This window comes from Sphingomonas sp. 66-10, from assembly GCF_001897045.1.
Lineage (GTDB): Bacteria > Pseudomonadota > Alphaproteobacteria > Sphingomonadales > Sphingomonadaceae > Sphingomonas > Sphingomonas lycopersici.
In genome coordinates this window covers 10,148-31,256 of the sequence record NZ_MKRR01000162.1, presented here as the reverse complement: position 1 = coordinate 31,256, position 21,109 = coordinate 10,148, and the positions used below count along the sequence as shown (strand labels likewise).

Below are 21,109 nucleotides of genomic sequence, written 5' to 3'. Positions count from 1 at the left end.
TGGCCAGATCTTGGTCGTCTTCGCGATCGTGCTCGCCGGCATTTGGTTCGCGACGCAATGGGCGGCTGCAGAGCTCGGTTATCAGACCGAACTTGGCGCGCCCTGGGCAGTGATCGATGGCATTCCAGTCTATCAGCCGTGGGCGATCTTTCTCTGGTGGTATCACTTCGACGCTTACGCGCCGCATGTCTTCGATCGCGCTGGCGCGATCGCGGGTGCCAGCGGTTTCGTGGGGTGCGGCGCAGCCGTCGCCGGCTCACTATGGCGCGCGCGACAGCGCCGCAATGTGGCGACTTACGGCTCGGCGCACTGGGCTTCCCTTCGAGAGACCAAGGCCGCTGGCCTTTTCAGCGACGACGGCATCTTTCTCGGCCGACTGGGCGAGCGCTATCTCCGGCATGACGGCCCCGAACACGTCATGGCGTTCGCGCCAACGCGGTCCGGGAAGGGAGTCGGTCTCGTCGTGCCGACCCTTCTCGGCTGGTCGGGATCGACCGTCATCCACGACATCAAGGGGGAGAACTGGCAGCTGACAGCGGGTTGGCGCGCGCGCTTCTCGCACTGCCTGCTGTTCAACCCGACCGATGCCCGCTCCGCGCGCTACAATCCGCTGCTCGAGGTCCGTCGTGGCGCCGATGAAGTGCGGGACGTCCAGAACATCGCGGACATCCTCGTGGACCCGGAAGGCGCACTGGACCGGCGAAACCACTGGGAAAAGACGAGCCATTCTCTCCTCGTCGGCGCGATCCTGCACATCCTCTACGCCGACGCCGAAAAGACGCTCGCACGTGTAGCAACCTTCCTGTCCGACCCGCAGCGGCCTTTCGTCGCGACGCTGCGCGTGATGATGACGACCAATCATCTCGGGACGACCGACGCGCCGGCGGTCCATCCGGTCGTCGCATCGGCGGCGCGCGAACTGCTCAACAAGAGCGAGAACGAGCGGTCGGGCGTGCTCTCCACGGCGATGTCGTTTCTCGGCCTCTATCGTGATCCGACCGTGGCTGCGGTGACCGCTGCATCCGACTGGCGCATCGCCGACTTGGTCGAGGGCGACCACCCCGTCTCGCTATACCTCGTCGTGCCGCCCTCCGACATCAGCCGCACGAAGCCGCTGATCCGGCTGGTTCTCAACCAAATCGGGCGTCGGCTCACCGAGCATCTCCACGCCGAGAACAAGCTTGGCCGCCATCGCCTGCTGATGATGCTCGACGAGTTCCCAGCGCTCGGCCGCCTGGATTTCTTTGAGACGAGTCTGGCCTTCCTGGCCGGCTACGGGGTCCGCACCTTCCTGATCGCGCAGAGCCTCAACCAGATCGAAAAGGCATATGGCGAGCACAACGCGATCCTCGACAACTGCCATGTCCGGGTAGCGTTTGCGACCAACGATGAACGCACCGCCAAGCGTATCTCCGACGCGCTCGGCACGGCCACCGAACAGCGCGCGATGCGCAACTATGCCGGCCACCGGCTCGCTCCCTGGCTCGCCCATGTCATGGTCAGCCGTCAGGAGACCGCGCGGGCACTGCTGACGCCCGGCGAGGTCATGCAGCTGCCGCCGGTGGACGAGCTTGTCCTCGTCGCCGGGCATGCGCCGGTGCGCGCGAAGAAGCTGCGTTACTATGAGGACCGCACGTTCAAAGCGCGCATCCTTCCTCCACCGGCGCTCGACAGCGGACGCTATCCCGATCTTCCAGCGGCGCGGTGCGACAACTGGCGCGATCATGTCCGAGGTACCGACGCTCGTCTCGGCGAGATCTCGGACGAGAGCGGGGAGGAGATTGGCGGCGGCCTCGAGCAGGTTCGGCATCCTGCCCACGAAGTCGAACAGGCAACAGCTGTCGACTTGTCGCCGGCAGATGCGTTGGGCCTCGGCGACGACGAAGGCGATACCGCCGCCGACAAGCGCGCAATGGACCAAGCCCGATCGCTGGCCGCGTCGCGTACCGTTTACGCCATCGATTCCGCATCGTCGCGTCCCGACGATCTTCAGCTGGACTTCTGACCATGGTCGAAAAGATCCGCCATCAGCTGTTCCTCCCCAAGCCGCTTAGCGACAGGCTCGAAGCGCTTGCGGCGAAACCGGGCGCATCGAAGTCGGCCATCCTCGTCGATGCGCTGACAGCCTGGCTCAATCGCCGCGGCGCATCTGAGCTCGACGATCGCTTCGGACTGCGGCTCGATCGGATGTCGACCGCGCTCTCCCGCATCGAGCGCGATGGCCATGTCATGCTCGAGACAATGGCTCTGTTCGTTCGGTTCGAACTCTCGATCCAGGCGCCGCTCGCCGATGGCGATCAGGCTGGTCGCGCGGTCGGTCGCGAGCGGTTCGAGGCGTTCGTCGCGCAGGTCGGCAGGCAGGTCGCTGCCGGTAAGCGCACCATCGCCACGGAGCATGACCGATGAGTGGATCGCTTGCCCGCGACCGCCGCCGCGCGATGCTACGCACCGCCATGGGGCCGGACATCGCCCTGGCGCTCGCCGACGCTCACGTCGTCGAAATCATGGTCAACCCGGACGGCGCGCTTCGGCTCGACCGCCTGGGAGAAGGCCGGGTCGATACGGGCGTCAGGATGGAGCCAGATCAGGTCGAGCGCATCATCCGCCTCGTCGCCAGCCACGCTCGCGCCGAAATTCATGGAGATCGGCCGATTATCTCGGCGGAGCTGCCACCTTATGCCGAAGGCCGCGCCGGTGAACGCTTCGAAGGCGTGCTCCCGCCGGTCTCGACGGGGCCGTGCTTCTCGATCCGCAAGCCCGCCGAGCGACTCCACACGCTGGACGACTATGTGGCCGACGGGATCATGACGGCGGCGGCGGCGGATGCCCTGCGTGCCGCCGTGACGCAGCACTTCAACATCCTTGTCGCCGGCGGCACGAGCTCGGGCAAGACCACGCTCGCCAACGCGCTGCTTGCCGAGATGGGGCGGGTCGATGCCCGGGTGATCCTCATCGAGGACACACGTGAGCTGCAGAGCCCGCTGCCCGATACCGTCGCCCTGCGGACGCGCCCCGGCGTGGTGTCGATGACCGACCTGGTCCGATCGACCATGCGGCTCCGGCCTGATCGCATCATCGTCGGCGAGGTTCGCGGCCCCGAAGCCCTCGACATGCTCAAGGCCTGGAACACCGGCCACCCGGGCGGGATCGCCACCGTCCACGCGAACAGCGCGATCGCCGCCCTCTACCGGATCGAGCAGCTCGTCCAGGAGGCCGTCATCACGGTCCCCCGCCAGCTGATCGCGGAAGCGATTGACATAATCGTCTTCATCGCCGGCCGCGGCACCCAGCGCCGGATCGCCAGCATAGCGCGGGTCGGACCACTCGACCCCGACACCGGCGCCTACCCCCTCACCGAGCTTCTCGCCCCCCGCAACCAAGGAGATTAATCATGACTGTCATCAGGATTCCTGACCGCCGCACCACCTTCATTGCCGGCGCCGTCATCGGCCTCGGACTGGCGATCGCCACCAAGGCGCACGCCGCCGGAACCGGGATGCCGTGGGAACAGCCGCTGCAGCAGGTGCTGGATTCAGTCCAGGGTCCCGTTGCCAAGATCGTGGCGGTGATCATCATCATCGTCACCGGCCTGACCCTCGCCTTCGGCGAGACCGCCGGGGGCTTCCGCCGTCTGATCCAGATCATCTTCGGCCTGTCGATCGCCTTCGCGGCATCGAGCTTCTTCCTGAGCTTCTTCAGCTTCGGCGGCGGAGCGCTGATCGCGTGAGCGAGCATATCGAAGGTTTCGAGGTTCCCATCCACGGGAGCCTCGGAGCGCCGATCCTCCTCGGCGGTGCCCCGCGCGGCCTCGCGATCGTCAACGGGACGCTCGCGGCGGCGATCGGTCTCGGTCTCCAGCAATGGATCGCAGGGATCGTCGTCTGGGCGGTCGGGCACAGCATCGCGGTCTTCGCGACCCGTCGCGACCCGGCCTTCGCTCCCGTCCTGATCCGTCACCTAAGACAGAAGGGCTATCTCGCATGCTGAGCCTGCGTGAATACCGCCACGGCGCCGATCGTCTTGCCGACCATCTTCCCTGGGCCGCACTGGTGGCGAAGGGTGTGATCCTCAACAAGGACGGCAGCTTCCAGCGGACGCTGTCGTTCCGCGGACCCGATCTCGAAAGCGCGACCGAGGCGGAGCTCGTATCCGCCTGCGCCCGGGCAAACAATGTCCTCAAGAGGTTCGGCACCGGCTGGGCGCTGTTCTTCGAGGCCGAACGCAGGGACGCTCTCGGCTATCCGGGCAGCGCGTTTCCGGACCCGGTCTCATGGCTGATCGACGAGGAACGACGCGGGCGCTTCGAGGCGGAAGGCGCCCATTTCGAGAGCCGCTACCATCTTACCCTCGTCTGGCTTCCTGCGGCGGACGGCGCTGATGTGGCGGGCCGATCGCTGGTCGACCGCCCCGATGCGGCGGAAGGCCGCGACTGGCAGGCTGCGCTGGCGACCTTCGTCGCCGAGACGGACCGCGCGCTCGATCTGTTCGCCGCCTTCATGCCGGAGGTCCGCGCGCTCTCGTCCGACGAGACGCTGACCTATCTGCACGGCACCATCTCGCATCGGCATCACCGCGTCTCCGTGCCCGAGACGCCGATGTACCTCGATGCGCTTCTGGCGGACACGCTGCTGGTCGGCGGACTGGAGCCGAAGCTCGGCGACCGCCATCTGCGCACGCTTACGCTCGTCGGCTTTCCCAACGTCAGCCGGCCCGGAATCCTGGACGCGCTCAACGAGGCGGATTTCGCCTATCGCTGGGCCACGCGCTTCATCGCGCTGGACAAAACGGACGCGACGAAGCTCCTGACCAAGCTGCGTCGGCAATGGTTCAACAAGCGCAAGTCGATCACCGCACTGCTGCGCGAAGTGCTGTACAATCAGCCCGCCCAGCTCCTCGACAGCGACGCGGACAACAAGGTCGTCGATGCCGATCTTGCCCTTCAGGCGCTCGGCGGTGATCACGTCTCCTTCGGCTATCTGACCACGACCATCACGGTCGCGGACGATGAACGCGCAATGGTCGAGGCCAAGATCCGGCAGGTCGAGCGGATCGTCGGCGGCCTCGGCTTCACGACGATCCGCGAGGGCGTGAACGCGGTCGAGGCGTGGCTGTCCTCGATCCCGGGCCATGTCTACGCCAATGTCCGGCAGCCGATCGTCCACACTCTGAACCTCGCCCACCTCATGCCGCTGTCGTCGGTCTGGGCTGGTCCGGTCGCGAACGGTCATCTCGAAGGGCCGCCCCTGCTGCTCGCACAGACCAGCGGATCGACGCCGTTCCGGCTGTCCACGCATGTGGGGGATGTCGGCCACATGATGGTCGTCGGGCCGACCGGCGCAGGCAAGTCGGTGCTGCTGGCCCTGATCGCGCTGCAGTTCCGCCGCTACCCCGACGCTCAGGTCTACATCTTCGACAAGGGTTTCTCGGCGCGGGCCGCCGTGCTGGCAATGGGCGGCGCGCATCACGCGCTCGGCGCAGACGCCGGATCGGACGGAGCGCTCGCCTTCCAGCCACTCCTGCGGATCGATGATCCGACCGAGCGGAGCTGGGCGGCGGAATGGATCGCCGCGCTGCTCGATGCCGAGCGGGTGGCCGTCACGCCCGAGGTGAAGGACGCTGTATGGTCGGCGCTCGGCAGCCTCGCGTCGGCACCGCCCGGCGAGCGGACGATGACCGGGCTGGCGCTGCTGCTCCAGTCGAACGCTTTGCGCACCGCGATCCAGCCCTACACGCTCGACGGACCGCACGGACGGCTTCTGGATGCGAGTGAGAGCGGGCTGGCGTTCGCCGACGTCCAGTGCTTCGAGACCGAGGCGCTCCTCGGACAGGCGAGCGTCGTGGCCCCGGTGCTGACGTATCTGTTCCACCGCCTCGAGGAACGTTTCGACGGTCGCCCGACATTGCTGATCCTCGACGAAGCCTGGATCTTCCTCGACCATCCGCTCTTCGCCGCGCGTATCCGCGAGTGGCTGAAGACCCTCCGCAAGAAGAACGTGGCGGTCTTGTTCGCCACGCAGAGCCTCGCCGATGTCGCGGGCAGCAGCATCGCGCCGGCCATCATCGAGAGCTGCCCGCAGCGCATCCTGCTTCCCAACGACCGTGCGATCGAGCCCCAGAGCCGGGAGGCCTATGCGCGCTTCGGTCTCAACGATCGCCAGATCGAACTGGTCAGCCGGGCGACGCCGAAGCGGCATTATTACCTGCAGTCCGCGCGTGGGAACCGACTGTTCGAACTGGGTCTCGGACCGGTTGCGCTGGCGCTGTGCGGTGCATCCGACCCGGCCAGCCAGCGCCGCATCGACACCATCCTCGCCGAGACCGGCCCCGACCGGTTCGCGGCCGATTACCTGGCGGCCGCCGATCTCGGCTGGGCTGCCGACCTTCTCGCCGATTTCACCGCTCCCTGACCCCAAGCCCCGGAGACCCAAGATGACCAGAATCCCCTCGAAGAAGTATCTGTTGGCCGGCGCGCTCGTGATGGGTGTGCTGACGGCGGCTACGCCGGCACGAGCGCAGCTCACCGTGTTCGACCCGAGCAACTACAGCCAGAACGTCTCGACCGCGGCGCGGACGCTGCAGCAGATCAACAATCAGATTCAGATGCTGCAGAACCAGGCGCAGAGCCTGATCAACCAGGCCAGGAACCTGAGCACGATCACGTTTCCCGAGCTGCAAGCGATCACCCAGACGATCCAGCAGATCGACCAACTGATGGGACAGGCGCAGGCCATCCGCTTCCGCGTCGCCGGGCTTGACCAGCAGTTCCAGTCGATGTTCCCGAAGAGCTTCAATCAGGCGCTTACCGGCAACCAGCACGTCATCGCCACGCGTGCGCGCCTGGATGCTTCGATGGATGCGTACAGGCACACCATGACCGTCCAGGCACAGGTGGTCGAGAACGTCGCCGCAGACGCGAGCACGCTCAACGGCATCGTCCAGCGCAGCCAGGGTGCGCAGGGCGCGCTTCAGGCGCAGCAGGCCACGAACCAGCTTCTCGCACTCGTCGCCAAGCAGCAGTTCCAGCTCCAGACGCTGATGGCGGCACAGTACCGCGCCGACGCGATCGAGCGGGCAAGCCGCGCGCAGGCCCAGTCGGACGCGCAGGGCGCGACGAAGAAGTTCCTCGGCTCCGGCAACGCCTACACCCCCCAGTAGGCGCCGGCACGGCGTCGACGGATCTCGCCCCTCCGCCGACGTCGCCGCGGGGTGCGTCGCAGCTCTCCCAGGCGCGCCCCGCGGCATTTCTCCTCATCTCGTCAGGACATCACCGCCGTGAACGACCTCAACGTCATCGACATGTTTCTGCAGGCCTTCATCACCTACATCGACAGTGGGTTCGGCCTTCTCGGCGGCGACGTCAGCTTCCTCAGTCGGACGTTGATCGCGCTCGACATCACGCTGGCCGGTCTGTTCTGGGCGCTCGGCGGCGAGGACAATGTTCTCGGACGCCTAATCCGTAAGATCCTCTACATCGGCGCGTTCGCGTTCATCCTGAACAGCTTCTCGACGCTCGCCGACATCATCTTCCGCTCGTTCGCCCAGGCCGGGCTGACAGCCGGCGGGGGCGGGATGGCGGCGGCAGACCTGCTCAAGCCCGGTCGCCTCGCCGGAACCGGCTTCTCCGCGGCCTGGCCCCTGCTCGAGCAGGCCTCGCAGATGATGGGCTTCACCAGCTTCTTCGACAATTTCCTCACGATCATGGTCCTGCTGATCGCTTGGGTGCTCGTCATCCTCGCCTTCTTCATCCTGGCCGTGCAGATGTTCGTAACGATCCTCGAGTTCAAGCTGAGCTCGCTTGCCGGGTTCATTCTCGTCCCCTTCGCGCTCTGGAACCGGACGAGCTTCCTGGCGGAGCGCGTGCTCGGACACGTCGTCAGCTCCGGCATCAAGGTCATGGTGCTCGCCGTGATCGTCGGGATCGGCTCCAACTATTTCTCCCAGTTGACCACCGCCCTGCAGGGCCAGGAGCCCGATATCGGCCAGGCGCTGAGCCTCGTGCTCGCCAGCCTTGCGCTGTTCGGCCTCGGCATCTTCGGCCCCGGGATCGCCTCGGGTCTCGTCTCCGGCGCGCCGCAGCTCGGGGCCGGCGCAGCGCTGGGCACTACGCTCGGCGCGGGCGGAATCCTTGTGCTGGGCGGCGCCGGTGCCGCCGGCGCGGCGCGCGGGCTGGCAGCCGCCGGTCTAGGCGCAGTTCGCGCCGGCACCACGATGGGGTCCGCCGCGGGCACCGCCTACAGACTTGGCCAGGAAGCGAGCGGATCGGCATCGGTCGGCGCCGGCATGAAAGGCTTGGCGACCGCTGCATCCGGTGCCGCCCGCTCACGTATGTCTGCCGCGCTCGGGCTCGGCGAGGCAGCAGAGGCGGGACGGCAAGGTGCTTTCAACGCCATGGCCGGCAGGACGTCACCCGCTGCGGCCGGCGCCGCCGATGACGCCCGCAACATGCCCGGCTGGGCGCGCGCGATGAAGGACCAGGCGTCTGCCCGACACCACCGTCAGGCCGTCGTCCACGCTGTCGGCCAAGGCGATCGCGGCGGCGGCGGCGCCACCCCCGACATCAAGGAAAGGGAAGACTGATGATCTTCAAGAGAGCCGTGCAACGCTATGGGCGATCGCCCATCCCCGAAACGCCCTTCCAGCGGGCGGGGCAACTCTGGGACGAGCGGATCGGCTCCGCGCGCGTCCAGGCCCGCAATTGGCGGCTGATGGCGTTCGGCTGCCTCGGGATCACCACCGCGCTGTCGGGTGGGCTGCTTTGGCAGTCGCTGCAGAGCCGTGTCGTTCCCTATGTCGTCGAGGTCGACAAGCTGGGCGAGCCCCGCGCCGTGGCGCCCGCGGATGCAGGCTATCATCCGACCGACGCGCAGATCGCCTGGTTCCTCGGGCGGTTCATCACCAGCGTGCGGTCGGTCTCGCTCGATCCGGTGCTCATGCGGCAGGACTGGCTGTCCGCCTACGACTTCACCACCAGGCGGGGCGCCGTCTTCCTCGGCGACTATGCGCGGCTTGCCGATCCGTTCGGCCATGTCGGCGAGCGGACCGTGTCGGTGCAGGTGACGAGCGTCATCCGCGCCTCCGACCGGTCCTTCCAGGTGAAGTGGATCGAGACCAGCTACGAGCGTGCAGCGCCGGCCGGATCCGCGCACTGGACCGCCATCCTGACCGTGGTCGTCAAGCCGCCCGCCAGCGCCGATGCGCTGCGCCGCAATCCGCTCGGGCTCTATGTCGATGCCATCGACTGGAGCCGTGAACTGGAACCGAGCGTGACAGCGCCCGCGGCGGCACCACCCGGCGCAAGGCCGGCCCCGGCTCCCGTTCCGAGCCTTCCCCAAGCCAGACCGCTCGATCCGACTCTCGCCCAGCCCCAGCAACCTGAAGCGGAGACCCGCCAATGAAAACGCTCGTCGTCCTCGGCCTGCTCGCCAGCGCCAGCATCGCATCGGCCCAGACCGTGCCCCTTCCGCAATCCCAGCCGCCCGTGTTCCCGACGCCGATGGCCGCCCCGATCGTGGCCCGGCCCACCGTGACGGCAAGGCTGCGGCCGAAACCGCACAGGAGGGTGCCACCTTCGCCGGCGGAATTGCGTGTCCGCGCCGCCAACCGCGCGGCGACGCTCGAGCCCGTCGCCGCTGGATACATCAATGCGGTCCAGGTCTATCCGTTTAGCGACGGCGCGGTGTTTCACGTCATCACGGCACCGGGGCAGGTTACCGACATCGCGCTGCAACCGGGGGAAGCCCTGGGCGCGGTCGCCGCCGGCGACACCGTCCGATGGGTGATCGGCGACACGACCAGCGGCAGCGGTGAAGGCAAACGGACGCATGTCCTGGTGAAGCCATTTGCCGCCGGACTGGCGACGAACATCATCATCACCACGGACCGTCGGACCTACCATCTTGCGCTTTCGAGCGCCGAACGGTCGGCGATGGTGGCCCTGTCCTGGAGCTATCCGCAGGACCAGCTCATCGCGATGAAGGCGGCGGAGGATCGCGCCCGGGCAGCGCAGCCCATCGCGACCGGGCTTTCGGTCGACCAGCTCCATTTCGACTATGTGATCTCGGGAGACCAGCCGACGTGGAGGCCGCTCCGCGCGTTCGATGACGGTCGACAGACCTTTATCGAATTTCCGGCCAGCCTGGGCACCGGCGAGGCGCCGCCACTCTTCCTTGTCGATGGCAAGGGAACGGCGCAGCTGGTCAACTACCGCGTGCAGGGGCGCTATTATGTCGTCGACCGGCTGTTCGAGGCCGCCGAGCTGCGACTTGGGTTGAAGCGCCAGGACGTCGTGCGGATCACCCGATCCGGGCAGGCCGACAACCGGCGGAGGACGTCGTGACCGAGGCACTTGCCCAGCCCAGCGGCAAGCTCGACCCGGAGACGCTGGCGATCCGGGCGCGACCACCGCGCGCGATCCGCTTCAAGCGCGGCGTGATCATCGCGATCGCGGCGATCGGCTCGGTCAGCCTGATCGCCGTGACGTGGATGGCGTTGAAACCGCGGCTCCTCCAGCGCGGGGATACCCAGCAGGAACTGTCGCAACCCAATGTACGACCGGCGAGCGATGGCTTGGGCAGCGCGCCTGCCACCTATGGCGACGTGCCGCGCCTCGGGCCGCCACTCCCGGGCGACCTCGGCAAGCCGATCCTCGAGCGGCAGCAGCAGCTTGCGACGCCGGGCGGTCCGAATGACCCGCAGCTGCAGCAGGCCGAAGCGGCGGAGCGCGAGCGTCGGCTCGCGGAGCAGAAAGCCGCCCGCGAGTCCGGCGTGCTGGTGCAGGCCCGCCAGGGCCAGCCGAGCGCCGAAGCAGCCATCGCGGTGCCAGCGGTGGGGCCCGCCAGCGAGCCAGGCAAGGTCGCGCTCGACCCAACAGGCGATCCCAATGCCCAGGGGCGCAAGACCGCATTCGTGGCGGCGCTGGATCCGAAAGGCGACGTGAACCCGCACGCGCTCACGGCGCTGCCGTCGCCCTACACCTTGTCGGCGGGCAGTGTGATCCCGGCCAGCCTGATCACGGGGCTGCGGTCCGACCTGCCCGGCCTCGTCACCGCGCAGGTGACAGAGAACACTTACGACAGCGCGACCGGCCGATTGCTGCTCGTGCCGCAGGGCGCCCGGCTGGTGGGCAGCTATGACAGCGTCGTCGCCTTCGGGCAGAAGCGGGCGCTGATCGTCTGGCAGCGCATCATCATGCCGGACGGACGTTCGCTCCGCATCGACAACGTGCCGGCGACCGATCCCTCGGGCTATGCCGGCCTCGCCGACAAGGTCGATTTCCATACCTGGCAGCTGCTGCAGGGCGTGGCGCTCTCTACACTGCTCGGCGTCAGCTCCGACCTGGCGCTCTCCGGACAGGGCGATCTCGTCCAGGCGATCCGCATGTCGACGCAGGACAATGTCGCGCGCGCTGGCGACCAGATCACCCAGCGCAATCTCGGCGTCCAGCCGACGATCACCGTGCGACCCGGCACGCCCGTGCGGCTGGTCGTTCACAAGGATCTGGTTCTTGCGCCCCCAAGCCGGAAGGAGGACTGACATGGCGGACCTCAAGCTCTCCCAGCTGCCCGATCGCACGCCGATCAAGCTCAGCATCTCGGTGCTGCCCGACCTCCACCAGGCGCTGGCCGACTATGCCGCGCTCTACGCCCAAACCTACGGGCGCGACGAGCCGATGGCCGAACTAATCCCTGCCATGCTCGCCACATTTCTCGAGAGCGACCGCGCCTTCGTTCGTGAGCGCGACGCCCGGCTGCGGGGGCAGAAATGATCGAACGGGCATGGGAGCGCGCCGTCGAGCCGCTCACCGTGCGTATCTCGACCGCGGTGCGCATCACGGGCTTGAGCCGATCGCGAATCTACGAGTTGATCCAATCGGGCGACCTCGAGATCATGAAGGTCGGCCGGACGACCCTCGTCCAGTACGCCAGCCTGAAAGCGCTAGTCGTCGGCGATGCCGGCGGCTGAATCGCCCATCGCCGCCGCGACGCTTTCCGCGAGGGCAAACAGCTTCGAGCTCTTCGCGGCACGATCTTTCAACATATCGGCCAGCCGGTCGACGATCTCGTGTGCCATGCCGGCATCGCGCATGTCACGTTGGACGCCATCGGCCGCAGCCGGCAGTGCATCGGCCATTGCCCGGATGCGTTCGGATATTGCCCTTTGATCCAGTCCCAATTCGTCGGCGACCTTCTCCCAGTTCCGCGGAGAAATGTCGCGAAGGCGGTATTTCCCTCCGATCTTCATGGCGAGTTTGACGCGCATCGGGTCGAAGTCACCGTAGGGCAAGATGCTCGCCACGTCGTAGAGCGGCGCCAAGCGAATCCGACCGGCGGCGCCGATCAGGATGGAATAGTTCTTCGCATGGGCATCGGTGCCGCCGATCAGCCAGTTGAGCGCAAGGGCATCGAGGAACGTCTGGACGTCTTCCGCCGATGCTCGCGAATGCTCTCGCAGCAGGCCCGCGATCGCCGATACACCTGGGCCGCCTTCATTCTCATACTTGTGCGTCGGCGGCACGCCCAGCGCCTGGCACATATCCTCCTGATGGATGCGAATGACGCCTCGATCGGTCGCTTGCCGATCGTAGCGGTCCACCACGAACACCACCTCGTCCTCGAAGCGCATGACGGTCGAGGTCGCCACGGGGAGGCCGAGGGCGCGCGCGAGCGCGAGGCAGAAATGCTCGTTTTCGGCATGACCATCGAAGTCCGCGCTCGGGGGCTTGAGGATATGCGTCGTCGGGATGCGGCCGGACGGCACCCCCCATCTGCCATCCTGAAGGAGAAGGGCGGTCTTCGGTTGAGCGCCGGCAAGGCTGAACTGTCCGGTATCGCCGGGTCGGCGCCACGCGGATTGATCCTCGCGGAGCTGCCGGATGCGGGCCGCGATCTCTGCGTTCTCGAGCCAGGCAACGTCACCGGTTTCGCCGGCGAGAACGGCATCGAGGCGCTCGGGGCGGACGAACTGCACGGCGCCTGCGCAATCCTCGCCGACATTGGCGATCAGCGCGAACGGGTTGCGGGCCGAGACCTGGAACCGCTTCGCCCACCGATCGAGCACGAGCTCGTTGTCGGGCAGCAGGCCCCAGACATAGGCGCTGATGGCCTCGTGCCGGTGCTCGATCGCCGCAAGCGGCATCGAAAGCGACAAGGGGTATGTGCCCCGGACATCGCGCCAGCCCTCGTCGTAGATGAACGAGAATCTGGCGCGATCGTCCTGGGTCACGCGGCCGACTACGCGATCGGAGAGCAGGACGAAGAGCTCCTTGCTCACGCAGCAGGCCCCTTCGCGTTGCGCACGATCGCATCGATGTCGACGATGTCGAGCGCGTCTGCGGTGGAGCCGGACACGTCGCGTCGATCGACGGAGAGATCGAGGCCCAAGGCTTCCAGCGCCTTCAGCACCAGCCCGATTTCGGCGCGTGGCTTGCCGCGCTCGACTTCCATGACCCAGCGACGATTGACGCCGATGAGCGACGCCAGCGTTGCCTGATCGAGCTTCTGTCGCTTGCGCTGGTCACGAATGAACGTGCCGATGTCCCTGGCCGTGCGAACGTGCACGATGCCCTCCTGCTACCGAACGCTCACTTCGTACCCATGTTACCGTTCGATCACAACATAAAAATGAGAGCGTTCGATCGCATAGAATATCTGTGATTGTTTGATCACATTGGTGCAGCCGACACCAGACCAAACGACAGGGGCTCATGTTCCCCTGTCTCGGTTCTTGCCGAATTGTGGGCGGAGGATTTTCGCGCCGTTGCGGAGCTGGTCGAGATGATCCGACCAGTGCTGCATCATGCGCACGCGCTCGTCCCAATATTCGCCGCGCGTGTACGCGCGGCGCACCATCGACGTGTCGAGGTGGGCGAGTTGCTTCTCGATCGCGTCGGGGTTCCAGATACCCATCTCGTTGAGCAGGGTCGCGGCCATCGCGCGGAACCCGTGGGCCGTCATTTCCTCCTGTCCGTATCCGAGCCGCCTCAATGCGGCGTTGATGGTGTTCTCCGACATGCACTGGCGGGGCGATCGAAACGACGGAAAGAGGAATCGCCCGTCGCCGGTGAGAGGACGCAGCTCCTCGACCATCGCAAGCACCTGGCGTGAGAGCGGCACGCGATGGGGGCGGCGCATCTTCATCTTCTCGGCCGACAAGGACCAGATGGCCTTGTCGACATCGAACTCGTCCCACTCGGCCTGCCGCAGCTCACCCGGCCGCACGAAGAGGTGAGGCGACAGGCGGAGCGCGATCGCGGTGATCCCGTGCCCGGTATAGCCTTCGATGGCGCGCATCAGCCCGCCTACTTCCCTGGGTGTGGTGATCGCGGCGAGATGCTTCACCTTCGGGGTGATGAGCGCGCCACGCAGGTCGGCGGCGACGTCGCGGTCGGTCCGCGCGGTGGCGATGCCGTAGCGGAACACCCGGCTCAGCACGCTGCGCATGCGGCGCGCGCTTTCGTAGCGGCCGGTCGCCTCCACCTTGCGCAGCACCGCCAGGACTTCCTGCGGCGAGATCTTCGAGATCGGCAGGCTGCCGATCATCGGATAGGCCATGCCGAGCAGCCAGCGGATCTTGTCGAGCGTGATCGCCGCACGCTCCTCGCGCTCGCACTTGGCGACCCACTCCTCCGCCACATCCTTGAAGGTGTTGGCGGCGGCGATCTTTTCGGTGACGCGCGCACGCTTCTTCTCCTGGGCAGGATCAAGGCCGGCGGCGACCTGCCTGCGTGCAGCATCCCGGCGCACCCGGGCATCGGCGAGGCTCACCTCGGGCCAGGGGCCGAGATGAAGAGTCTTCTGCCGACCGAGATAGCGATAGTTGAGCCGCCACAGCTTCGAGCCGTTGGGCTTGACGGTCAGAACGAGACCTTGGGCATCAGCAAGGTTGAAGGGCTTCGCCGCGGGCTTGGCGGAAGCGACCTGGATATGAGTCAGCATCGTGTTGGTCCCAGCTTTGCCGGGCCGCTCCAGCACCAACAAAAACACCAACAAATCTGTTGGTCTCGTGCCGGATTTGGGCGGATCGTCCCGGACGGTTGCCGGCGATTCTCACCAAGAAAATGCTGAAAAACCAGCCTCTTGCTGGATGTCCCTGGACGTTGCCAGGAGAACAAATGGTGCCCAGAAGATGTGTAGAACTTTCGTCTCAAGCAATGCCGGGGCGTTCCTACCATCACTGTAAAATCAACGATTTGTCTTGTATGTTATTCGCGGTCGGTCGCCCTGATTTGCCTGAATTCTTGTCGAAATGTGGGAATAATTGTGGGGCCATTTTCCACCTGAAAGTGTGGGAACGAACCGCGAAAATTCCCCAACAGGGACTCGAACTTATGGCGCTTACGACTTTGAAGGTGAAGAATGCGAAGCCCGGTCGGCATGTTGATGGCCGGGGGCTTTGCCTGCTGGTGAAAGACAGCGGCGCGCGGACATGGGTGTTGCGGATGCAGAAAGACGGCAGACGGCGCGACTACGGGCTGGGATCGGCGTTCGACGTCTCGTTGTCGGAAGCCCGCGAGGCGGCGACGGCTCTACGGCGAAAGGTGCGTGAGGGCGTCGATCCGGTCGCCGAGCGGCGCAGAGCGCGGAAGGTTGTGCCCAACTTCGAGGCGGCAGCGCGCGATTGCTACGAAGCTCTGAAAGAAGGCTGGAAGAACAAGCGGCACGCTAACTGGATTTCCAGCCTTGAAAATCACGTCTTTCCCGTGATCGGGAAAAGGCTCGTGGATCAGGTCGATAGTGTCGCCGTGGTCGAGGTGCTGTCGCCCATCTGGCTTGAAATCCCCGAAACGGCACGCCGTATATTGCAGCGCGTTGGCGCGGTGCTGGACTACGCCCATATCAAGGGATGGCTACCGGGAGAGGTATCTCTGCGGTCTGTCCGCAAGGGGCTTCCCCGTCAGACAGGCAAGACCGGGCATCTGGAAGCCATGTCCTTCGCAGACGTGCCCGAATTGATGCAGAAGCTGGCGGCGGCATCGCCCACGACCGGACGCGACGCGCTGCGCTTCACGATCTATAACGCCGTGCGGTCGAACGAGACGCGCTTTGCCGTGTGGACGGAGTTCGATCTGGACAAGGCTATCTGGACGATCCCCGGCGAACGCATGAAAGCGCGGGAAACCCATGTCGTGCCGCTGTCCGCGCCCACCGTGGCGTTGCTCCGCAGGCGATGGAATGAGCGCGCCAGCGATACCGGCCTTGTATTCAGCAAAGATGGCGAAAAGCCGATCAGCGACATGACCATGACCAAGCTGTTGCGTGATGACGGCATCAAGGGGGTGACCGTTCATGGTTTCCGTTCCGCCTTCACGGACTGGGCAGCGGAGCGCACGCGCTTCCCCAAGGAGGTCGCGGACAAGGCGCTGGCCCACAAGCTGCCTAACCAAGTTGAGGCGGCCTACCGGCGCACCGATTTCTTCGAGAAGCGGCGCAGCCTCATGGCGCGATGGGCGGAGTTTCTGGATAAGGCACCCGCGCAGGAGAGCAAGGACGCCGCCCGTCCGGCGTCCGAGCCTACAGCGTTCCGCGTTGCCGCCTGATAAGATCATGCAGGCTGGCGGTGGTGATCCGGGTGGCCTTACCGAGCTTCACCGTTTCCACTTCGCCAGCCGCGATCAGTTCATAGAGCTTGGTGCGGCCCACCCCTATCATGCGCGCGGCATCATTGACCCGCACACAGAGCGGTTCGGGCGGCGTGGTCACAGCACCTCCCTTCCGGCCTGATCCTCGCAGTATGTCACGGGATTGGCGATCCAGCGGTTGATGGCGGATTCACGCCAACCAGCGCCGTGAACGCTGATCCTGACTTGCGCAGGGAAAGTGCCGTCCGCGATCTTGCGATAAAGGGTGGAACGGGAAAGACCCGTGCGGGCCAGAACGGTTTTCAGTCGGATGATGCGATCATTGTTCGACATGGCAGGATTTCCATCGTCTTTCGGTTGCAGTTTCTCCCCTCAGAATTGAAGAATGCGCGCGGCACGCCAGCCCGCAAGGACGTTTTCGCACGCATAGGGCTATGGCGCGCTTACGGCGGCAAATGTCGGTAAACGGCGGTCATGGCGTGCAATCGGCGGCGATAGGGGGCCACGGGTGGGCATAGGCGGCAGTGGGCGAGTAGCTTTTGCCAGCCAAGCGGACGGCGTGGCCTTCCCATGCGATGCAGCGGGCGTTCAACCCATGCGAGAGCAGCCTTGGACCTGTTCGAGTCGTGCGACATGGCGGCCTTCCAATGACGATCCGCCAAATCGTCCTAACGGGGTTCCCTCAAATCTTCCGCGTTGGATGCTGTGCCTGTTTTTCCGGCTATGCAAGGGGGTAGGAAGTGGATTGCCGGAAGTAGGCACTACAGTGCCGGTCTGGCATTTCAGTTCCGACCGGTCACTTGAAATATAATGCTAAGTGTTATATAAACCTCTCGGCAGGAGAGCCATTATCGCACGCATCTTCAAAAATGGCTGGTTCGAGCGTTTCGCGCGGAAGGAGCGGATTCTCGATTCGGCGCTAAGGGATGCCGTGGAGCGCGCCGAAAGCGGGTTGGTCGATGCCGACCTTGGCGGCGGTGTCATCAAACAGCGGGTGGCGCGGGCGGGACAAGGCAAGTCGGGCGGCTATCGCACGCTGATCCTGTTCCGGCACGGCGACCGGGCGATCTTCGCGTTCGGCTTCGCCAAGAGTGCGCAGGCGAACATATCGAAGGCGGACATCGCCTTGCTGCGTGATGCGGCGACCGAGGCGCTGGGATGGAGCGGCGAGGAACTGGACCGGCTGGTGGCGTCCGGAACGCTGGTGGAGATCGACGATGGGAACGACGGTGAAGGATAAGAGCTATCGCAGCGAGATCGCGGGCGCGATCCACGAGATGATGAGCGATGCGCATGACGCGGGCGTAGTGTCGCGCGCGACGCTGCGGAATTTCGATGAGGCCTGCCTTGCCCCGGCCCCGGCGCTGGCAGGCGAGGAAATCCGCGCAATCCGCGAGCGCGAGCATGTCTCGCAGCCGGTGTTCGCCGCCTATCTTAACGTATCGCGCAATCTGGTGTCGGATTGGGAACGTGGCGTGAAGCGTCCCGGTGGGCCTGCGTTGCGATTGCTGTCGATCATCCAGCGTAAAGGGTTGCAGGCAGTGGCGTAGCTACGCCAGACGTGAACGATCAGCGAACCTACGTCGCGCCCCGGGCGCGGCGCTTAGCAGACACTACTGATGGGTTTGGCGTAGCCGCATCGACTTATGGTTTTTCGTCATCCCCTTCGCCGAGCCATGCAGGATACGAAACATGAAGTGGCGTGAAGTCTAGCGGTGTCGGATCCTCGCCTCGGCCATTATCGAAAAGCATCTGCGCCAGTCCGCTCGTCAACACGCACCGGTGCGGACCAGGATACTCGACGATGCCTTCATGCAGAACCGGGCCGTACTCGAATATCACTCCCCCGGACGGCTGCACCAGCCGGCCGATCTCGGCGGCTTCGCATTTCCATGGATCAACCCGATTCTGGATCAGAAGATCAAGGCCACTCCAGTCCGACCAGAAGATACCGATGGCCGCGCCGGTATCCTTGATGCGGACGAAGTAGACCTTCATTTCGTCGGTGTGTCCGTCATCGCCCATCGCTGCCTCCTGTCGCAATCACGTCGTGACGCTCCAATCTTTTAACATGTCTGTTGGCAAAAGGAAGCTGCGCTGATAGAGGGAGTTCGGAAAGGGGCGCTCGGCGATGCGGCGATTCGGATGGAAGACGGCGGTGATCGCTCTCCTGCCGTTTTTGGCAGCGGCTTGCGGCTCCAATGCAAGCACTCAGCATGAGAGCGCCAAACCAGATACGAATGCCGAGCAGGTGCGGACATCGACCGGGAAGCTCGAACAGTCGGGCGATTGCGTCGTTTCGCCGGTGGCAGGGGCCGAGAGCATCGCGCTCGACGACACGCGCTGGCAGCGCTTCGATTTCTGGGTCGACCGGATGCGCCGAGGCGTCGCGCGACCCGCCGACGCCGGCGACCGGTCCGGGATCGGACATTTCTGCGGCAGTTGGTTGGTAACGGTGCGTCAGCCCGATGGCGATGGCAGGTCGGGGACCATCGGTCTGGCGGTGATGCCCGACGGCAGCTATTTTGCGCTCGTCCGTGACGGGCTGGCGGACGATGGCTACGAGTTTCATATCGATCGCGGGCAACTGGCGGCGAGCGGGCGCGGGCTGCGCTTCGTGTCCGATCAGGGATGGAACGACGAGGGACAATGGTTGCCGGTCAAGGGCGGCGGCATAGTCGCGATGATGCTACAGCGCATCCTGCTATTTCAACCGATGGGGCCGATTGCCGGGCGACAGGTGCAAGCCGTCGCGGACAGCGTGGCGAGGACGGGCAAGGACATGGCCTCCAACGTCGCGCTGGCGCTGGCCGTCGCGCGCGCCTGGTCGCCCGACGCCGAACTGCGCGCGCTGGAGGCGCGACCGCATGATGGCGATTTCGCGAGCCCGGTGATCGTCCCGTCCTTCTATTCGCCGCAGAAGAACGTGACGATGGTCATGCTGTTCGATCCCGCCAGGGGGCAACTGCCGTCCGGCCGGACCTATCCAGGCGATGCGACCGGTACGGCGCACGCCATCCCGGCCACGGCGATGGACCTGCCGTCGGTCGCGGGCGGTGGCCGCGACGATGGCCCCGCCGTGCTGCGCTGGTGGGGAAACGGGGATGCCGCGCGACTGTGGTGGGTGTTCGGGCGGCCGATGACGGCGAGCGGTCGCGGCGACATCTGCTATGACGTGGCGCAGGGCGCGACGCGGGACTGCCGCGCGCTGTTCGGCGATGATGTCGCCAATTACGAACGGCGAGCTGCCCAAGTCAGACGCGCACGTGCGCGACCAACCGCGCCGTCTCCCTTGCAAGAAGGGGAAGCGAACGGGTGGTTCCTACCTCCGTGCGCGAGGGGCGGATTCTCACCCGGTGATCAATGCTGGGACGGCGGGCCGAAGACCGTAGTGCAATGAAACGAACCGGCGCGTGTGAATAACGGAGCGGGAGGGGCGATGACGGGGAAAGTATCGAGCGTGGCGGGCAATCTGCTCAAGATCGGGCTGATCGTCCTGTTTGCCGTCTGGTTCTGGGGCGCGCGCGCGCAGGCGGGCGACCGTCACTGCTATCCGGTGAAGGCGACCGAGGAAGAGGCGTTCGGCGTCTTCGACTGGATCGCGACCGGGTGGGACTGGCCGCTCCACTGGATCAACGGTACGCGCGCCGAACCGATCCCGTGCAAGCCGGGCGTCATCGGCATCATCCAGGGCAAGGTCACGGTCGATATCTCCGACGACGTCTGGAGGGAGAGCGAGGCGTTTCGGAGCGAGGCGTTTCCCGGCGTCGGCGGCGTACTGAAAAACGGGCACAACCCGCTCGACGCCATAACCAGCTCGCCGGTCGGGCATCGCTATCTCGATCGCTACTTGGCCGAGCATTCCGGCAACCGGGCCGGGACGCCGGGCGCCACACCCACGACCGCCACTGGCGACGAGGATCAGGGCCTCAGCCCCGAGGCGCGCGACCTGCTGGACCGGCGCCTGCAAGAGATGAACCGCTCGAACGATCAGCGGTGACGCGCGCCGTGCGCAGCGGATGGCGCGCGGCATGGCGCGCGAGCAGCTTCGCGGCTGCCTGCGCGGTATCGCGTCGCATCCCTGTCATCACCGTCGCGACCACGGCGCTGTCCGGGCGACTCGCCATACACAGCCGCGATGCCTTGCTCCGTGCCTCCAACACCACACACAGGCCGCGCGCGACGTCGCTATAGGCGACCGACCGGATCGGACCGCCCCTCGCCAGCCAGCCCGACGGCAGGAAGCCGCGCAGGAACGCGCGATCGTGATCGTCTTGCGATCCATCGCCCAGACCGCGCGACAGCAGCGCCACCCGTCGCGCATCCTCTGCGGATCGGTAGAAGGTCAGCATCATGCGCGCCCCGTCGCTCCGTCCGACCCAGCGCCGCGCCCAGGGGCCGCGCGCATCGTCCAGCGCGAACCGCTCGGCGCGTTCGGCGCCCCACGGCGCGAGCAACGGTCCGGGCGCGGCGAGGCATGGCGCCGCGAGCAGGAGCGCCACCGGGAGCAGATACCTCATGCACCAAGCTCCA

General features: G+C 65.9%; 25 protein-coding genes. 18 read left to right on the top strand and 7 right to left on the bottom strand.

Annotation, left to right across the window (positions count from 1 at the left end):
- The 13 genes from BGN95_RS25525 to BGN95_RS25465 form a co-directional block, all read left to right on the top strand.
- The coding region (locus tag BGN95_RS25525; RefSeq protein WP_286774429.1) for a conjugal transfer protein TraG at positions 1-2,005 on the top strand (2,005 nt) is incomplete at its 5' end.
- Positions 2,006-2,007: 2 nt separating this feature from the next.
- Positions 2,008-2,406 carry a YlcI/YnfO family protein gene (locus BGN95_RS25520; RefSeq protein WP_286774428.1) on the top strand — a complete coding sequence of 133 codons (399 nt, stop codon included), beginning with the start codon at positions 2,008-2,010 and terminating at the stop codon, positions 2,404-2,406.
- Entirely contained in the window at positions 2,403-3,389 is a 987-nt protein-coding gene (gene trbB, locus BGN95_RS25515; RefSeq protein ID WP_286774427.1) for a P-type conjugative transfer ATPase TrbB, read from the top strand. Before BGN95_RS25520 ends, trbB begins: the two co-directional genes overlap by 4 nt.
- Positions 3,390-3,391: 2 nt before the next feature.
- Positions 3,392-3,727 carry a TrbC/VirB2 family type IV secretion system protein gene (locus BGN95_RS25510; protein WP_286774426.1) on the top strand — a complete coding sequence of 112 codons (336 nt, stop codon included), beginning with the start codon at positions 3,392-3,394 and terminating at the stop codon, positions 3,725-3,727.
- A complete protein-coding gene (locus tag BGN95_RS25505) occupies positions 3,724-3,987 on the top strand; it encodes a VirB3 family type IV secretion system protein (RefSeq protein ID WP_286774425.1) in 264 nt (87 codons plus the stop codon). The genes BGN95_RS25510 and BGN95_RS25505 overlap by 4 nt, the downstream gene beginning before the upstream one ends.
- Entirely contained in the window at positions 3,981-6,407 is a 2,427-nt protein-coding gene (gene trbE / locus BGN95_RS25500) for a conjugal transfer protein TrbE (RefSeq protein WP_286774432.1), read from the top strand. Before BGN95_RS25505 ends, trbE begins: the two co-directional genes overlap by 7 nt.
- A gap of 22 nt (positions 6,408-6,429) precedes the next feature.
- Positions 6,430-7,155 (top strand): P-type conjugative transfer protein TrbJ, encoded by a 726-nt coding sequence (gene trbJ, locus BGN95_RS25495; RefSeq protein WP_286774424.1) that lies wholly within the window; start codon positions 6,430-6,432, stop codon positions 7,153-7,155.
- 117 nt (positions 7,156-7,272) lie between these two features.
- Positions 7,273-8,577 (top strand): P-type conjugative transfer protein TrbL, encoded by a 1,305-nt coding sequence (gene trbL, locus BGN95_RS25490; protein WP_286774423.1) that lies wholly within the window; start codon positions 7,273-7,275, stop codon positions 8,575-8,577.
- Positions 8,577-9,395, top strand: a complete 819-nt coding sequence (trbF, locus tag BGN95_RS25485) for a conjugal transfer protein TrbF (protein WP_286774422.1) — start codon at positions 8,577-8,579, stop codon at positions 9,393-9,395. Before trbL ends, trbF begins: the two co-directional genes overlap by 1 nt.
- Positions 9,392-10,336, top strand: a complete 945-nt coding sequence (gene trbG, locus BGN95_RS25480) for a P-type conjugative transfer protein TrbG (RefSeq protein ID WP_286774421.1) — start codon at positions 9,392-9,394, stop codon at positions 10,334-10,336. The genes trbF and trbG overlap by 4 nt, the downstream gene beginning before the upstream one ends.
- Positions 10,333-11,532 (top strand): TraB/TrbI/VirB10 family type IV secretion system protein, encoded by a 1,200-nt coding sequence (locus BGN95_RS25475; RefSeq protein WP_286774420.1) that lies wholly within the window; start codon positions 10,333-10,335, stop codon positions 11,530-11,532. The genes trbG and BGN95_RS25475 overlap by 4 nt, the downstream gene beginning before the upstream one ends.
- A 1-nt stretch (position 11,533) precedes the next feature.
- Positions 11,534-11,764: a DUF2274 domain-containing protein gene (locus BGN95_RS25470; protein WP_286774419.1), complete on the top strand. Its 231-nt coding sequence runs from the start codon at positions 11,534-11,536 to the stop codon at positions 11,762-11,764.
- A complete protein-coding gene (locus BGN95_RS25465; protein WP_286774418.1) occupies positions 11,761-11,961 on the top strand; it encodes a helix-turn-helix domain-containing protein in 201 nt (66 codons plus the stop codon). The genes BGN95_RS25470 and BGN95_RS25465 overlap by 4 nt, the downstream gene beginning before the upstream one ends.
- Here the strand turns inward: BGN95_RS25465 and BGN95_RS25460 are convergent.
- The 3 genes from BGN95_RS25460 to BGN95_RS25450 form a co-directional block, all read right to left on the bottom strand.
- Positions 11,935-13,269: a type II toxin-antitoxin system HipA family toxin gene (locus BGN95_RS25460; RefSeq protein ID WP_286774417.1), complete on the bottom strand. Its 1,335-nt coding sequence runs from the start codon at positions 13,267-13,269 to the stop codon at positions 11,935-11,937. The two genes, BGN95_RS25465 and BGN95_RS25460, sit on opposite strands and share 27 nt — an antisense overlap.
- Positions 13,266-13,556 (bottom strand): helix-turn-helix transcriptional regulator, encoded by a 291-nt coding sequence (locus tag BGN95_RS25455; protein ID WP_286774416.1) that lies wholly within the window; start codon positions 13,554-13,556, stop codon positions 13,266-13,268. The genes BGN95_RS25460 and BGN95_RS25455 overlap by 4 nt, the downstream gene beginning before the upstream one ends.
- A 144-nt stretch (positions 13,557-13,700) precedes the next feature.
- On the bottom strand, positions 13,701-14,933 hold the full coding sequence (locus BGN95_RS25450; protein WP_286774431.1) for a tyrosine-type recombinase/integrase: 1,233 nt from the start codon (positions 14,931-14,933) through the stop codon (positions 13,701-13,703).
- Between the two features lie 392 nt (positions 14,934-15,325).
- Here BGN95_RS25450 and BGN95_RS25445 point away from each other — a divergent pair, with 392 nt between their 5' ends.
- The gene (locus BGN95_RS25445) at positions 15,326-16,534 is read left to right on the top strand and encodes a tyrosine-type recombinase/integrase (protein WP_286774415.1); all 1,209 of its coding nucleotides are present in this window, start codon (positions 15,326-15,328) and stop codon (positions 16,532-16,534) included.
- Here BGN95_RS25445 and BGN95_RS25440 read toward each other — a convergent pair.
- Positions 16,509-16,697 carry a helix-turn-helix domain-containing protein gene (locus BGN95_RS25440; protein ID WP_286774414.1) on the bottom strand — a complete coding sequence of 63 codons (189 nt, stop codon included), beginning with the start codon at positions 16,695-16,697 and terminating at the stop codon, positions 16,509-16,511. The genes BGN95_RS25445 and BGN95_RS25440 overlap by 26 nt on opposite strands.
- On the bottom strand, positions 16,694-16,909 hold the full coding sequence (locus BGN95_RS25435) for a helix-turn-helix transcriptional regulator (protein WP_286774413.1): 216 nt from the start codon (positions 16,907-16,909) through the stop codon (positions 16,694-16,696). The genes BGN95_RS25440 and BGN95_RS25435 overlap by 4 nt, the downstream gene beginning before the upstream one ends.
- A 484-nt stretch (positions 16,910-17,393) precedes the next feature.
- On the opposite strand from BGN95_RS25435, the gene BGN95_RS25430 reads away from it, so the two are divergent.
- Both BGN95_RS25430 and BGN95_RS25425 read left to right on the top strand, forming a co-directional pair.
- Positions 17,394-17,816, top strand: coding sequence for a type II toxin-antitoxin system RelE/ParE family toxin (locus BGN95_RS25430; protein WP_286774412.1), 423 nt, complete (start codon positions 17,394-17,396; stop codon positions 17,814-17,816).
- Positions 17,794-18,126, top strand: coding sequence for a helix-turn-helix domain-containing protein (locus BGN95_RS25425; RefSeq protein ID WP_286774411.1), 333 nt, complete (start codon positions 17,794-17,796; stop codon positions 18,124-18,126). The genes BGN95_RS25430 and BGN95_RS25425 overlap by 23 nt, the downstream gene beginning before the upstream one ends.
- A 94-nt stretch (positions 18,127-18,220) precedes the next feature.
- On the opposite strand, the gene BGN95_RS25420 is transcribed toward BGN95_RS25425, so the two are convergent.
- Positions 18,221-18,601, bottom strand: coding sequence for a hypothetical protein (locus BGN95_RS25420; protein WP_286774410.1), 381 nt, complete (start codon positions 18,599-18,601; stop codon positions 18,221-18,223).
- 133 nt (positions 18,602-18,734) lie between these two features.
- On the opposite strand from BGN95_RS25420, the gene BGN95_RS25415 reads away from it, so the two are divergent.
- Together BGN95_RS25415 and BGN95_RS25410 are read left to right on the top strand one after the other, a co-directional pair.
- Positions 18,735-19,976, top strand: coding sequence for a hypothetical protein (locus BGN95_RS25415; protein WP_286774409.1), 1,242 nt, complete (start codon positions 18,735-18,737; stop codon positions 19,974-19,976).
- Between the two features lie 60 nt (positions 19,977-20,036).
- The gene (locus BGN95_RS25410) at positions 20,037-20,576 is read left to right on the top strand and encodes a hypothetical protein (RefSeq protein WP_286774408.1); all 540 of its coding nucleotides are present in this window, start codon (positions 20,037-20,039) and stop codon (positions 20,574-20,576) included.
- Here the strand turns inward: BGN95_RS25410 and BGN95_RS25405 are convergent.
- Complete coding sequence (locus BGN95_RS25405; RefSeq protein ID WP_286774407.1) at positions 20,506-21,096, bottom strand: hypothetical protein; 591 nt, start codon at positions 21,094-21,096, stop codon at positions 20,506-20,508. The genes BGN95_RS25410 and BGN95_RS25405 overlap by 71 nt on opposite strands.
- Positions 21,097-21,109 lie beyond the last annotated feature (13 nt).